Annotated in this window: 12 protein-coding genes; 3 read left to right on the forward strand and 9 right to left on the reverse strand. The window is 43.2% G+C overall.

Translation table 11 applies throughout. The features are described from left to right. Positions 1-307 precede the first annotated feature (307 nt). From CDO33_RS09845 to CDO33_RS09855, 3 genes are all read right to left on the reverse strand, one after another. On the reverse strand, positions 308-1,315 hold the full coding sequence (locus tag CDO33_RS09845; protein ID WP_103080712.1) for a carbohydrate-binding family 9-like protein: 1,008 nt from the start codon (positions 1,313-1,315) through the stop codon (positions 308-310). Positions 1,316-1,397: 82 nt separating this feature from the next. Next, the gene (locus CDO33_RS09850; protein WP_103080713.1) at positions 1,398-2,684 is read right to left on the reverse strand and encodes an alpha-L-fucosidase; all 1,287 of its coding nucleotides are present in this window, start codon (positions 2,682-2,684) and stop codon (positions 1,398-1,400) included. 17 nt (positions 2,685-2,701) lie between these two features. Continuing rightward, positions 2,702-5,269 (reverse strand): transglutaminase-like domain-containing protein, encoded by a 2,568-nt coding sequence (locus CDO33_RS09855; RefSeq protein ID WP_103080714.1) that lies wholly within the window; start codon positions 5,267-5,269, stop codon positions 2,702-2,704. A gap of 939 nt (positions 5,270-6,208) precedes the next feature. Between CDO33_RS09855 and CDO33_RS09860 the strand changes: the two genes are divergently transcribed. Both CDO33_RS09860 and CDO33_RS09865 read left to right on the forward strand, forming a co-directional pair. Then, positions 6,209-7,216, forward strand: coding sequence for a LacI family DNA-binding transcriptional regulator (locus CDO33_RS09860; RefSeq protein ID WP_161496697.1), 1,008 nt, complete (start codon positions 6,209-6,211; stop codon positions 7,214-7,216). 300 nt (positions 7,217-7,516) lie between these two features. Then, positions 7,517-8,512 (forward strand): glycoside hydrolase family 130 protein, encoded by a 996-nt coding sequence (locus CDO33_RS09865; RefSeq protein ID WP_103080716.1) that lies wholly within the window; start codon positions 7,517-7,519, stop codon positions 8,510-8,512. A gap of 228 nt (positions 8,513-8,740) precedes the next feature. Here the strand turns inward: CDO33_RS09865 and CDO33_RS09870 are convergent, their stop codons facing one another. The 6 genes from CDO33_RS09870 to CDO33_RS09895 all read right to left on the reverse strand — a co-directional run bounded on the left by CDO33_RS09870 (position 8,741) and on the right by CDO33_RS09895 (position 14,091). Next, a complete protein-coding gene (locus tag CDO33_RS09870) occupies positions 8,741-8,893 on the reverse strand; it encodes a FeoB-associated Cys-rich membrane protein (RefSeq protein WP_103080717.1) in 153 nt (50 codons plus the stop codon). A 12-nt stretch (positions 8,894-8,905) separates the two neighbouring features. Continuing rightward, a complete protein-coding gene (gene feoB, locus CDO33_RS09875) occupies positions 8,906-10,678 on the reverse strand; it encodes a ferrous iron transport protein B (RefSeq protein WP_103080718.1) in 1,773 nt (590 codons plus the stop codon). Position 10,679: 1 nt separating this feature from the next. After that, entirely contained in the window at positions 10,680-10,904 is a 225-nt protein-coding gene (locus CDO33_RS09880) for a FeoA family protein (RefSeq protein WP_103080719.1), read from the reverse strand. Positions 10,905-11,276: 372 nt separating this feature from the next. After that, positions 11,277-13,121, reverse strand: coding sequence for a heavy metal translocating P-type ATPase (locus CDO33_RS09885; RefSeq protein ID WP_103080720.1), 1,845 nt, complete (start codon positions 13,119-13,121; stop codon positions 11,277-11,279). 13 nt (positions 13,122-13,134) lie between these two features. Continuing rightward, positions 13,135-13,356, reverse strand: a complete 222-nt coding sequence (locus CDO33_RS09890) for a cation transporter (protein WP_103080721.1) — start codon at positions 13,354-13,356, stop codon at positions 13,135-13,137. 366 nt (positions 13,357-13,722) lie between these two features. Next, entirely contained in the window at positions 13,723-14,091 is a 369-nt protein-coding gene (locus CDO33_RS09895) for an ArsR/SmtB family transcription factor (RefSeq protein WP_103080722.1), read from the reverse strand. A gap of 352 nt (positions 14,092-14,443) precedes the next feature. On the opposite strand from CDO33_RS09895, the gene CDO33_RS09900 reads away from it, so the two are divergent. Further along, positions 14,444-14,914 (forward strand): J domain-containing protein, encoded by a 471-nt coding sequence (locus CDO33_RS09900; RefSeq protein ID WP_103080723.1) that lies wholly within the window; start codon positions 14,444-14,446, stop codon positions 14,912-14,914. Positions 14,915-14,950: the final 36 nt, after the last annotated feature.

A 14,950-nucleotide genomic window follows, 5' to 3' on the forward strand; every position in this document is an offset into this window, starting at 1 on the left:
CATCCGAATAATATTTTGATGCTTTTGATGGCTTAACAGATTTGTAGTTTTTATGAGTTTACCTATTCTAAAAATCCCATGCAAAAACCGGCAGGACACGAAAGATTATATCTTTCAACCTCCTGCCGGTTTTCGTTTCTTATCTGCGCTTTCAATATTGAAGAAAATTTCCGGATATTTATATCCCGGATATTATGAAAAGGGCAGTTTTAGAGTTCTATGAAGCTCCGGAAATATTTCCTTCATTTCCACGGCTAATCTGTGCCATGGGTGAAATTTCTAAACGGTAACGGCATATTTACAACGGTTATTTATACATAGTTTTGCCATCGGCAAATATGATAATCTCATGCTTACCGTCCGAGGAAGGACAGGACATCTCAAACCAGTTGTCCGTAACCTGAATTTTCGGTTTGAAGTTCGGATTCAATGGCTTCAGATCCGCAGTAAAACGTCCTGTTTCATCATAATGGGCATGCTGTTCATAATATAGGCGGCGCAGCTCCCACTTAAGCTTTTCATCTTCCGGTATGGTATAATTTTCCTGACCGTCACAGAAGAAAACAAAACCCCACAGCTCCGGATAATGCATGTTTATTATGCCGGTAGGAGACCATACCCAGTTATCCTCCGGAAGTGGCTTTCCGGTCTCAGGATCGATGCGTTTTTTGTACTGGCCGTCCACTACGTCCACCTTCCATTGCACCCGGGAAAAATTGATCCTCCAGTAATCTCCCGGCTTTGGAGCCTTTTCTCCATATCCACAGCACTCCGTCAGCGTCTCAAAAGGCATTACCACTTCACAGGTCCACTTTACATTATTAGCGGAGGGATCGTTCAGTCGGCCGTCAATTTTCACTGCGGTGCGAAGACCTTTCAAATCGAAACCGTTCATAGCCTTTCCGCCATCCCTGTATGCTTTGGTCAGGATCAAATCCCACACCGTATTCCTGGCATTCATCTCAAACTCGAAATAACACTGGGTATCGGAATCCGGATCTATAAAGATTTCAAAGTCATTGTCCTGGAAGATCACGTCATCCCTTTTGGTTACGTGGCTCCAGATCTCATCTCCCATTAGTTCTGCTCCAAAGTATATGGCTTCGTCATCCCACAGCATTTTTGCCCGGGTGCGAAAACGGGGCTTGGGACGTATATCCCCTTCGATATCTACAAAATCATCAGTCCAGGGAGCATCAGCCCAAAATTCCTTATCCAGATTGCCGTCCAGGGTCAGCTTGCCCTTTGCTCTTTTGCAGTAGTAAACCTTCGGATTAAAAGCATCCACGTTGGGTCGTGGAATTCTGTAATTCATCAAATCACAACCTTTCCATATGCAATTTAATTTAGTTATGTAACTCCGTCAAATTATAATGCAATCCCTTGAATGAAAATCTTCATTCATTATGGGTAACCTCTCCATGTCCAAGATTATAGGTGATTTCATCCTCCAGTTCCACTTTTAATACAGTAGTTAAAGGATGCAATTGCATTTCATCTGCCTTTATCCACAATGTACCTGGTATGCCGAACCAAGGCAAGCCTCCGGTATAGTGCCATTTAAGTTCTTCTCCGGTGTGAAGTACTGTGATGCGCTTTACGCGGGTTTTTACCCCTTTGACGCAGATGTATTCCAGCGGCTTATCATAGACAAAGAGATAAATGGTCTTTTTATCTGCCGAAATGGTGCTGCCACCTAAGAACTGATGGTAATTCAGCCCCCTTCCTGTCTCATATACAGCCTCCTCATTATCATGAATCCAGCTTCCCAAATCGAGCAGAATTTTCTCTTGGCGTGGATCAAGGGTTCCATCCTCCTTAGGTCCTACATCGAGCAGCATGTTTCCGCCCAGTGTCAAACAGTCGCAAAACATACGCACAATCTGGCGGCTTGTCTTATAATTGTTATCCGATGGGCGGTAACCCCATGAAGAGTTGATGGTGGTGCAGAATTCCCAAGGTTTGTCAATTCCATAAATAGGCATATTCAGCTCCGGCGTCTCATAATCTCCATAACCCTGCATCCTGGAATTGAGTACCACATTGGGATTCAATGAATGCAGGTATTCTCTGAATTCCGGCATTCTCCACTGCTTCGCGCTGCGCTCCCAGTCCCCGTCAAACCAGAGCAGATCTATAGTACCATAATTGGTCATCAGTTCCCGGATCTGGTTATTGTTGAACTGGAGAAACTCCTCCCAAAGCTCCGGATTTTCAGGCCCCCCTGCTGGAGAACCGTATATATCATTGAGGCAATCCTCAGGCTTCGCGCCTTCAGGATATACGCTGCGATAGCGGGGATCTGACCAGTCTATGAGGGAGAAATACAGCCCTACTTTAAGACCGGCCTCTCTCATTGCCTGAGTGTACTCTGAGACAATATCCCGGCCTGCCGGTGTCTTTTTCACGACGCTCAGATCGCTGTATTTGGTGTCAAAAAGCGCAACACCATCGTGATGCTTGGAAGTCATCACCACATATTTTGCTCCTGCTTTCTTGAAAAGCTCCGCCCATTTTCTGGCATCAAACTTTGAAGCAGTAAAACCTTCGCACTGTTTCATGTAATCCTCATAGGAAATAACCCCGTTGTGGAAGGACCATGATTCGGAAACATCTCCCACCGCATAGATGCCATAATGGATAAAAATACCCAGCTTTGCTTTTGTAAACCATTCCTGCATCATTTCAAACCACTCCTCTCTTATACCGATTTTTTTCTAAAATGCCTCAGCAACATATCTCCGGTGCCTACGTTATATCCGGAGATATGGAAGACACAATTTCCATCCTCATCCAATCCAAGAACCAGCGGAAGCCTGCAGATTTGGGTATTCAAAGCTTCCAGCACTGCGTCAAAGGCATCCTTGCTGTCGTCACGGAATGCAACGAGTACCCCTGTTTCATCCTTTACTTTGCGAAGAAGGGGATTATCCAAAGATTCGCTGCCTTTAAGAATCAGCAGCACACGATCATGCTCCCTGGCAAAATCCGCTTTTTGCTCCAGAATTTCATTCAAAAGATGTTCCGTAGGCTCCATGCCTTCCTCTATGAATGCTATGGCCGAACTTATTCCTGTCCGGAGCAATTTCTGGGCGGCTGCTGGTTTCTTATCCAGGGTCAGTACCGGCATTTGAGGCAATGCAACAGCTTCTCCTGCAGTGATATCAGGTTCCCGCAGGTCTATCACCACCTCCCGTTCCTCACCCCGGCGCAGCTCTGTATGGTAGAACGCTGCCAGGATTGAACCATCTCTCAGGCGGTTTGCCGTAGTTATGCGGTAATGTCCCTCCTCCAACGTATATCGGAGGCTGTCTCCCTCAAAGGGGATGTCATAGAGTCCAAGAGTGTGATAAACGCCGTTTTCCAGCCGAGCCACCGTAAAATTCTTTTCATAGGCAAAGGGTATGTCCGGCGCCTTCTTTCTAAGAATCAAGGAGCAGCAGCGATTGACAGGTTGGCTGCTGCCGCTGTCTATGGTGTGCCACTCATTTTCTTTCCAGTATTCGATTTTCCGGTCAATCTCGTTCATCCGGGCAGGAATACCCAATGTTCGGCAGATAGCTACAAAGAGTATTTTCCTGGACATGGCGCTTCCGTATTTCAATTTCAGAAGTCCTTCCGGAGAAGCGGTAATCATTCCATAATCCCTATCCCCGGAATCAGAGATGTTTTCTGTGATGTAACGCTGTATGCTCCGAGGGTCACGGCAGAACTCCTCTTTTAGCTTATCATCAAAGTATCCGTTAATAAAGCTCCGATAATCGGTGATAAACTCATAATACACCCATGGGCAAAGGATATAGCGGACAAACAGATCTTCATCATAGCATTTCTGATACTCAAGAGCACCTTTCAGATGGTTTCGGAGCGTGGAACAGGTGATATCCGACAAGTCTTTTTTGCGAAGGGATTTCAGCAGCATCACCTTATATTTAAGAGGCAGTCCGTCATCTTCCTGCAAAAAGCATGCGATCTCCCTGTGATTGCCGTTGGAAGATGCAACCAGTTCCTTAATCTCCTGCCCGTACTCACTAAACCCGCCGGCAAACTTGTCGGCAGCTTCACCGCGCATAAATGTACTTTCAAAAGCGCTCCTCAATTCGTTGGCCCTTGCCACCCGTTCCTCATGAAGCTTTGCCATCTCCGGTGTAATTCCCGGATCCGATGCAGCAGACTGGGGAGGTGGAACCAGATCCAGTTCAAATTCGCCGGTATCCTCTGTTTTTGCTTCGGCCATGGAGAAGTGCAGCTCCAAGCAGGATTGATCGGCTTTTTTATGAACAAAGCGGCCGTCCTTGCTCACATGAACGAAAAGATCCCCAAAGCCCGTCATAAGGCATGCCTCTCCCTTAGAGTCAGTCTTTAAGACTGCCAGCGGGAAAAGCTCTGAATAATTTATAAGCTCAAACCTTACCTCTGCTCCATCCAGAGGTCTGCCCTCCTCATCGGTTACAAACACCCGGAGCTTTTTTGTTTTTGCATAATTGTTCATAATGTTTACTTGAGACATAATCGGAGTCTGATGAGTGACATGCTCATCCGACACCAAACGGGAAGGTACCCTGGCAAGAATGAGCATCCCGCGCTTCGCCGATTCCGTAAACCATCCCTTGTCCAGTACCGGCTCCGGCTCACAGGCACCAATAAAGTGCCATTCACCATCTGCCCAGGCCTCCACCCAGGCATGATTGTCATCACAATGAGCCCACCGCGGCGTAAAACACTGTCTGGCTGGAATTCCAACACTTCTTAAGGCAGCCACACATAAAACCGATTCTTCTCCGCAGCGGCCAAAGGCATTGCGGATTACGCCAAGCGGCGAACTAGTCCTCATGTCTGTGGTTTTGTAAGTTGCCTTCTCCAGGCACCAGTAATTGACCTCCAGAATTGCATCCTTCATGGAGAGGTCTTTTATCCGGGGATAAAGCTCGTTAAAAAGCTGTTCCCGGTAATCAACCAGATCCTCATTGTTTATACGGTGGGGCAAAACATAATTAAAAAACAACTCACCGGTTATCCTGCTGCCCCATGGTACGGAGCGTACTGCTGCCAGCGTATCCCTTACGCTTTTTAGAAAAAGCTCCACATCATAGGTTGCTATATCCGCAGCCGGCATATAGGCATAGAGATATTGAAGACAAAAGATTTCTTCTTTGCTGCAGCCTTGAAGTGAACCAAAAATCTGCCGGATGTGATCCCGGACGGGAACTGCGTCCAAATCCCGCTGAACCTGCCGGATTTGCTCTTCTTCCAGTCCAAACATGTGCATAGATTACCCCCTTAAACTAGCGCATTTTCCGCTACTAATTTCAAGTTAAATGTATATTCAATATAGTTAACATGATAAATACCGCCTTAGCCATTTGAGAATCCATAGTAATCCTCCAGCCCCCGCATCGGGATATGGAGCGCATACGATGAAGCAACGGACAGGTTTTAAATGTTAATAAATAAAGTGGAGCCTAACTCCTTACAAGGCGCCACTTATCTGCAAAGTCATATTTGATTTTCCACAGTACTCAACCCCATATCCATTTCTCCCGTATGTTGAGTTTTATTAATGTTTGCAACTCTCATGCCCTTTTCATCGGTTCCGGTCTGCCCGAAAATCCATCCTGCCTTTTATCACAATTTAACATAATTTAATACTTTTGCTTCATTTTCAAAGTTAAATAAGCTGATGCCGAAAGCACTGATAATTACTAAACTAAACAGAATCACTTATATTTTTACTATACAGTCACTTTTCAGCACTGTCAATAGCATTTAACAAATTGAGTTAAGAAATTTAATATATTTTAACATTTAGAATTTTGGCATTTTAAATTTCGCTGAAGCCTTTTTTTGTCCTTCAATAAAAAGCTGTAATGAATAACTTCCGTTACTTCCAGCTTGATGCTTGGCTTTTAAGATGATCAGCAGTCCATTTATCAATTGTGAAAATATACGCTAATATTGCTTACTTTTTGTTAAATTTGATGTTAAACTTATTATTGCTTTCTTTCCAAACTTATAGTATTCTAGTGATGAACGGCCAGCAAGGGATTTTTGTGGAAACGTCAGGCCTGTTTTATTGATTTTCCGCCGGTTCAAAGGATTGTAGTTTTTCTATCCCTGTACAATTATAGGATTTGCGGAATGTACAAAATATATTTCAGGCATGAACATTGGTGAGTTAGAGAGGTAAGCAGGATTAATGAAAAAGACTATGTTACAACAAGTTGCGGATTCTTTATCCCTTTCCAGAGTCACGGTCTGGAAGGTGTTAAATAATCGACCGGGTGTCGCTCCTGAAACAGTGCAGCGTGTGCTGGCAGCTATAGAAAAGCTGCAGCAGGAAAATGACTCCGGTACAGCTGGCACTCAATCCCTTGATCCCTATATCAAAAACATAACTCTGGTCGCAGCAAGAGCAAACACATCGGTCTTTTGGACACAGATTGTGGATCAGATAGCCAGCGAGCTTTTGCTGAACAAAGTCAGGTTGAACTACTTACCCATCGATGTCATGAAGGTGCCATCGTCGGAGCTTTCCAGCATACTGAATGCCGACAAGACGGATGGTATAATAGTTATTAACGTATACGACGAAAAATTTATTTCCACCTTGAGCAGGATCAGCCTGCCAAAGGTCTTTTTAGACACCATTCCGGGGTTTACTGTCAATGATTTAAACGGAGACCTTGTGCTGCTGGAAGGCGAGAAAACAGTGGAATCCATAACCAGCAATTTAATAAAAAAGGGATGCCGGCGTATCGGCTTTATCGGGGACATCCACTATGCCCAGACAAACGCAATGCGATGGAAAGGCTTTGTAAACGCCATGGAGCATAACGGTCTTCCCCTGGAAAGCCAATTATGCTTTACAAAGCCCATTGACAAGGATTCTTACCTGGCGGAAATAAGTACCTTTTTGAACGGGTTGAAGGAGCTGCCGGATGCCTTTGTATGTGTCAACGATTATGTGGCCTTTTTGGTTTTGAATCTGTTGAACGACCGCCGCTATAATTTCTCCGGGAACCCGATACTGACCGGATATGATGATTCCAAGGACTTTTTGCTGGATCAGCACGGCATCACCACTGTGCATGTGCAAAACAGTATTTTGGGAAAACGAATGGTAAACCAGCTGCTCTTCCGGATAGAAAATCCGGAAGCTGATTTTGAGGAAATTACAGTCATGCCCAAGATAGTGTTTCGTACAGCAAACAAGTAATTGATTTTGCCGGTGCAATAACCAATTTGGCAGGCTTATGATAAAAAACCTGTTTCCATATCCCTTCAGCGGGCTTATGAAATGGACTATAAGCTGATTGAAGCATCTCTGCCGAAATATATTAAGGATATAGACAGCCGGCATTAAACAGGAAACTCGGTACACTAGCAAGCATTAAAATTGCTCCGGAATCAGAGCAAAAATTACTAAACAAAAGTTATATGATTTAATGATTTTACTAATCATTATGTTAATAATATTAAATTTAAACATAAAATAGAGAAATGAGGAATGAGAACTATGTCAAAAATAATCGGTACACCTTTACCAAACATACCTTGGGAGGATAAGCCGGCAAACTATAATATGCCGATATGGCGTTATAGTAAAAATCCAGTGATACATCGTCATGATATGCCCCATGCCAACAGCATTTTCAACAGTGCCGTTGTTCCTTTCAATGGCGGCTTCGCAGGCGTTTTCCGCTGTGACAGCCGTGGGCTCAGCATGGATTTGTATGCAGGATTCAGCGATGATGGTTTGAATTGGAAAATCAACACGGAACCGATCCAGTTTATCGGAGCGGATGAGGAAATCCTGAAGAAGGAATACCGCTATGATGCCAGGGTCTGCTTCATTGAAGACCGTTATTATATCACATGGTGCAACGGCTACCACGGCCCCACCATCGGCATTGGCTATACTTTCGATTTTAAAACCTTCTATCAGCTGGAAAACGCTTTTCTGCCATACAACAGAAATGGTGTGCTTTTCCCGCGCAAAATCGGAGGTTACTATGGAATGCTCAGCCGTCCCAGTGATACCGGACATACGCCCTTTGGCGACATTTTCTTCTCAAAAAGCCCGGATATGGAATTCTGGGGTCACCACCGCTATGTCATGGGCACCTTCCGCGGTGATGCTTCCGCCTGGCAGTCAACTAAAATCGGCGCCGGCCCTACCCCAATAGAAACTGATGAAGGATGGCTGCTGATTTATCATGGTGTCATAAACACCTGCAATGGTTTTGTATACCGCATGGGTGCTGCTCTTCTGGATCTGGATGAGCCATGGAAGGTAAAATACCGTTCTAAGTTCTATGTCTTAGGACCGGAAGAATTATATGAATGTGTCGGGGATGTTCCCAATGTGGTATTCCCTTGCGCAGCACTGACCGATGCCGATACCGGTCGTATCGCCATCTACTACGGATGTGCCGACACGGTTACTGGTCTTGCTTTTACAACTGTGGACGACCTGCTGGAATATGTTAAGAAAAACAATCTTGAATTATGATATAGCATGTTGCCTTAATTTAGGGTTCTTAACTGATTAAATTTATGATTGCATTTTAAATAAAATTATATTTAAACTAAGGCCATACTTAAACTGATATTGTACTAGATTGGGATTATACTTAGTTTAATATTCAGTTGTAACTCTGTATTAAAAAACTCCTTCGGCTTTTACAGCATGAGCCGGAGGAGTTTTAATATTATATTTATATTTTCAAATTTTCAAAATTCATTTTTTGGATTCTTCAGCACAGCAGGAGCACCCTTCCGACTTGTATGAACATCCGCTGCATTTTCCTGATGCGCTTTTCTTAATATTTTTATATAATATATACACGGCGGCTACTGCCAAAGCTGCTGCTATGGCTATTTCTACGAACATATTTTCCCTCCTTTAAACTATCCCTAAAATCAAGTTTCCCAAGCTGTATACAATAAATGCAACAACCCAGGCCAGCAGTATTTGATACACGATGGACAGGGCCATCATTTTTCCGCCGTATTCTTTTTTAACTGCGGCCACTGTCGATATACAAGGGGTATACAGCAGCACAAACACCAGGAAAGCATAAGCTGAAAGAGGATTGAAAAATCCCGGCAGTATGCTTTTTAAATCTCCTCCATACAATACGCCCATGGAGCCGACCACCACTTCCTTAGCCACAATTCCGGTAAGAAGGGATACCGAATTCTGCCAGGTTCCGAACCCCAGCGGTATGAAAATCGGATTTATAGCCTTCCCCAAATATGACAGAAAGCTGTCGTTTATATCTGCAAGGCCGGAGAAATTAAAGCTGGACAAAAACCATATGATCACCGAAGCTGCGAAAATAACGGTACCCATCTTTTTGAGAAAGCTCTCTCCCTTTCTCCATGTGTGGATCAGCAGATCCCTCATTTCGGGCATCTTATACTCGGGAAGCTCAATAATGAAAGGCTCTTCGTCCTTTTTAAAGATGGTCTTATCAAAAATCCAGCCTACGATGAAAGCCATCGCAATACCTAGAAGATACAGTGAAAATATTATCAACGTTTGTTTTCCCGGAAAGAAAACCGATGCCAGCAATACATATACGGGAAGCTTTGCATTGCAGGACATGAGTGGTACCAATAATGCCGTAAGCTTTCTGTCTTTTTCGCTTTCCAGCGTGCGGGTGGACATTATTCCCGGAACAGAGCAACCAAATCCCACCATCATTGGGATAAATGCTTTTCCCGAAAGCCCCATGCGCCTCATTATCTTGTCCATCAAAAATGCAGCACGAGCCATATAACCGCTGTCTTCCAGGAAGGATATGCCCAAAAACAGCGTTAGTATCACAGGTAAAAATACTATAACCGAACCAACGCCTCCCATAATGCCGTCAATGATAAGCGATTGGAACCATTCATTGCTGTCGGACAGCAAACTGCCTACCCATGGCACCAGATAATCGTTCACCAGCATGTCCAGCATATCCGAAAGAGGCTGCCCCACCCAACTGAAGGTAAACTGGAATATCAAGTACATAACCAGGATAAAAAAAGGATAGGCCAGATATTTATTAAGCACCAGCTTGTCTATCCTTTCGGTGGGTGTAATTGTATCCCCGCCGGTGGTTCGGGTACACTCCTTCAGTATTTCTTCTATATGTCTGTAAATATCGGCTTCATTATCCAACTGACAATCATTATCAATTAAAGACGTAAAAAAATTGCTGTTTTCCAGCACTTCCTTTAACTTATTTATTCCTGTTTTCTTGGTAGCTGAAATTGGTATGACGGTTACCCCTAACCTTTTGGAAAGCTTATCGCAATCTATCTCAATCCCTTTGGCTTTTGCAACATCCATCATGTTTAACACCAGCACAACAGGCTTGTTAAACTGCCTTAGCTGGAATGTCAAATACAGGTTCCTGCTCAGGTTGGATGCATCCACAATGTTAATAACCACGTCCACATCATCCCTTTGAAGGAACTCTTTGGATATCTTCTCCTCATTGGAATATGTATCCATGGCATATATCCCAGGCAGGTCAACAATCTTTACATTTTTTCCGAAAAAACCTTCTTTTTTTTCGATGGTTACTCCCGCCCAGTTACCTACATATTGGTTTGCACCGGTCAGTGCGTTAAAAAGAGTAGTCTTCCCCACATTAGGATTTCCAAGCAATGCTGCGGTAATCATTTTAGCCCTCCCTTACTTTGATAAACTCTGCATCTTTTCTTCGAAGGGCGATATCAAAACCTCTAAGCTTGATAATGATCGGATCACCTAAGGGAGCGGACCCTCTCACAGTAACTCTCGTACCTTCTATATATCCTAATGCCTTAAGCCTTTTTGCCAATTTCGGATTTCCGCCTATAGCATGAATCACAGCACTTTGACCTGTCTTTAAATCGTTAATTGACATTATACCTTTCCCCCATATTATTAATAATAATCGTTTTCAATTAAATTCTACCATAATGAGAATCATTGTCAATAATATCAATATTTTTTAAGAAATATAAATATGACTGCCAGATGAGCGCAAATGCTTTATCCGTAAGCAATAAAAGGCAGGTACCTTATCCACCTGCCTTCGTACAAGTCCTGTTTTAAACCAAGGAACCTTTTTATAATTTAAGATCGGTACCAGTTGATATCTATACTTTGCTTAAATATTTTCAGACAGAGCTTGGCCTATAGCTTCTGCAGCAATTTTTTTCAAGCAAAGATCCATCCTAAGCCATGTAGCTCCCCTTAAATTTCTTGCATGCAATACTCTAAGTCAAAAGGTTTGCTATAGATTTTTGACATTCAGCGCTCTGAAAGAATTCAGTATCGCAATAACCGTCACTCCTACGTCGGCAAAGATGGCCGCCCACATGGAGGCCAGTCCGAAAGCGCTCAAAGCGAGGACAGTTATTTTTATTCCTATGGCAAACACTATATTTTGATATGCTATCTTCAGCGTCTTTTTCGAAACCCTAATCGCAGTAGCTATTTTAGACGGTTCATCCGTCATTATCACCACGTCCGCCGCTTCAATGGCTGCGTCGGATCCCAGCCCGCCCATCGCAATTCCTATGTCCGCCCGGGCCAAAACAGGAGCATCGTTGATTCCATCACCGACAAAAGCAATCTTGCCCCTTGCGGATTTCTGTGAAAACAACTCTTCCAGCTTTTCAACCTTGTCGCCGGGCAGCAGTTCAGCATACACTTTATCTATCCCCAGTTCTTTAGCAACTTTTGCGCCTACATTCCTGTTGTCTCCGGTCAGCATAACCGTTTGCCTTATGTCGGCAGCTTTCAGCTCCTTAATCGCCTGGGCTGAGTCAGCCTTTATCTCATCGGCAATCAGGATGTAACCGGCATATACATTATCCACTGCGACATGCACCACAGTACCGGCCAACTCTTCCCTGCTGCAAGGGATATTCATCTTATCCATCAATTTTATATTTCCTGCCAGCACCTTTTTCCCGTCAATGGTAGCGCTGACGCCGTGTCCGGATATCTCCTCCACCTCCGATATGCGCCGGTTGTCTATTTCTTTTCCATAAGCCCGCTGGAGGGATGCGGAAATCGGATGGTTGGAATAGCTTTCAGCATATGCAGCCAGTTCCAACAGTTGTTCCTCGGAGATCCCTTCTGCATGAATCTCATGCACATTGAACACAGCTTTTGTAAGCGTCCCGGTTTTATCAAAAACCATTATTTCAGTCCTGGCCAACGCTTCCAAATAGTTGCCTCCCTTGACCAGAACACCCTTTCTTGATGCTCCGCCTATACCGCCGAAGAAGCTCAGCGGGATGGAGATGACAAGAGCACACGGGCAGGATACTACCAGGAAGGACAACGCCCTGTATATCCATTCGCTGAAAGCTGCTCCGTTTATTACAAGGGGAGGAACAAAGGCAAGAAAAACAGCAACCAAAACCACCACAGGGGTGTAATATCCCGCAAATTTGGTTATAAACTGTTCCGATTTGGATTTTTTGCTGCTGGCATTCTCCACCAGATCAAGAATCCTGCTTACGGTGGATTCTTCATACTCCTTGGTAACCTCTGCAGTGATAACCCTGTTTACATTTATACACCCGCTGAGGATGTCACTTCCCACATCGACTTCCCTGAGAGCGGACTCTCCGGTAAGAGCTGACGTATCCACCATTGAGCTGCCCTCAATAACTCTGGCATCCAGAGGGATTTTTTCCCCCGCTTTTATTACGATGATGTCCCCGACACGAACTTCATCAGGATCGACTTTGATGAGCTCATCGCCCTTTTTCACATTCGCATAATCCGGGCGGATGTCCATGAGGCTCGCTATTGACTTTCTTGACTTATCAACAGCATAGTCCTGAAAGAGCTCTCCAAGCTGGTAAAACAGCATAACCGCAACGCCTTCCGGATATTCGCCGATCAAAAAGGCGCCAATTGTGGCAACGCCCATCAGAAAATTCTCATCGAAAACCTTGCCCCTGATAATATTTCTAGCGGCTTTTCCAACCACATCTCCGCCTGCAACAATGTAGCTGGCCGCAAAAAGAGCGATCTGCAACCATTTTATATCTGACCCGACGGCAATTGCCGCAATAAACACCGCCGTACCTATAATTATCCGCCAAAGATGCTTTTTCATAGTCATAACTCCTTTAAGCTTTTTTCATAACGGTATCCGGCTCAATCTTTTTTATTATCTTTTCTGCAGCCTGTATAATTTCGGGCATTTTTTCATCTTCTCCATCAATGATGAGCTTTGTAGTTATGAAATTAACGCTGGCTTCCCTCACACCGTCAAGCTCTTTGATGGCCTTCTCCATTTTTGCCGCACAATTGGCGCATCCCAAACCTTCCAATATAAATTTCTTTTTCATAGCTATATATCCCCCTTTATAACCTTTATAATTTCTGATTTTGCTTTATATATCTCAATCCCGGTTTTCCGGTCTTTTGAGCGCCTTCCTTTTGTTTTTAATATGATTTATTGAACAAGTGTTCATATATTGACTTCTATTAATTTTTATGTCAGCAACTGCTGTAATATTTAAAAAAGTTTATAATATTTAAAAGCTTATAATTTTTAAATGTTCATAATTTTTATATGTTAAAAATTTTAAAATACTGGAATAAACATACGCAATGCTTAAAATGTTCAAATGTTTTAAATGTCTCAAAAATTTCAAATATTGCTATATATCACTGCACCACTATTTCCACTATTCCAATATTTCTCCATTCCCCTATTCCTCGTTTATGTGAATCAGTCCCTGGTCAAATATCTGCCTTACATGCTCATCATCCAAGGAATAATATACTATTTTCCCTTCCTTCCGGCTTTTTACCAGATTGGCCTGTTTCAATACCCTTAGCTGGTGGGAAATTGCCGACTGCGTCATGTTGAGCAGCACTGCGATATCGCAAACGCACATTTCCGCTTCATCCAAAGCCCAGAGTATTTTGATCCGTGTCGAATCTCCGAACACTTTGAACAACTCCGCCAGGTCATAGAGCGTTTCTTCCTGCGGCATTTTGCTTTTCACCTGATTTACGACATCCTCATGGATTACGTCACAGTCGCATCTTTCAATCTGTTCATATTCCTTCGCCATTCCATCACCCTCTCCCTTGAACACTTGAGCGATTATTCATATATTATACTTCCATTATATTCATGCAATAAAAAAATGTCAAGCATTATATGAAAAATTGTTCAAGTGTTTTATTATTAGATATTTTGAAAAGACAGATTTCACTTTACCGGCAGCAAAAGTGGAATTTACTTTTTCAATTGGCCATTTTCATTTTGACAAATTTAGTCTCACTGGCAACAAGTTGCTTTATAATGGTATTATTATTAATAAAATCGTGCTGTTGATTTCCAGAACAGTCGGGTAAACTCATTGGATTTATTCTTTAATAGAAGTTGCCTGACCTTTGCTTGAGTTGAAAAGGAGGGTTTTTATGCCATGTAATTGGGAAAATGTTGATGAAATAAAGAGAAAGCTCCGAAGCCTGAAAAAGCTCGAGATCAAAATACGTTCGGCAAACACTTTCGACTATGCAGAGGCAGCCGGAAGGCAACCAAAAATTGACCTTGTATGGGATAGATTTTTTAACATAAACAATGCTGGCAATTCAAAAGCCAGATACTCTTTGGAAAATATACTTTCTATGAGCAAAGAAGATTTCAAAGATGTCATCAACGAGTTTTTTTTCAATGTATACTACAAATATTATATGGAAAACGGCATTGTGAACTATAGTTTATATGACCCTGAAATCCTTAAATGGATGGGCCTTCCACCGCATGCCGGCCTGGATGACATAAAAAAGCGATTCCGCGAGCTGGCTAAAAAGTATCACCCGGACACCGGCGGAGACAGCAGCAAATTTATTGAGCTTATGGAAAACTATAAAAAGCTTGTGGAGTGAAACTAAAGATTAAAACTGCTGATAAGGAGACGAAAA

Source organism: Clostridium thermosuccinogenes, assembly GCF_002896855.1.
GTDB lineage: Bacteria > Bacillota > Clostridia > Acetivibrionales > DSM-5807 > Pseudoclostridium > Pseudoclostridium thermosuccinogenes.